The organism is Burkholderia sp. Ac-20344, assembly GCF_017104975.1.
In the GTDB taxonomy this organism is placed as follows: Bacteria; Pseudomonadota; Gammaproteobacteria; order Burkholderiales; family Burkholderiaceae; genus Burkholderia.
This window is the reverse complement of sequence record NZ_JAAGPP010000419.1, coordinates 1-255: the sequence shown is the minus strand read 5'-3', so window position 1 is coordinate 255 and position 255 is coordinate 1. Positions and strand designations below refer to the sequence as shown.

At 60.0% G+C, this 255-nt stretch carries 1 pseudogene; it reads left to right on the top strand.

What is annotated here, in order from left to right:
* Positions 1–83: 83 nt before the first annotated feature.
* Positions 84–255 (top strand): annotated as a pseudogene (locus G3N64_RS39500) (IS110 family transposase); the annotation flags it as partial.

The following is a 255-nucleotide window of genomic DNA, read 5'->3' as shown; positions in this document are numbered from 1 at the left end:
GGTGTTGTCACCGGGCCTGGTGGGTGGCTGGTGATCGCTGATAGGGGTTTGGCCGGGATATCCCGACGCCGTCCGTAACGTGGATGCCGAGACTTGCCACCGTTGTTGCAGGCCAATCCGTTCACTCCGCTCATACTTCGATGCAAGACACTCAACAACATGGCGCCGTCGATGTCTTCGTCGGCGTCGATGTCGGTAAAGGCCAGCATCATGCCGTCGCGCTCGATCGGAACGGCAAGCGCCTGTACAACAAGG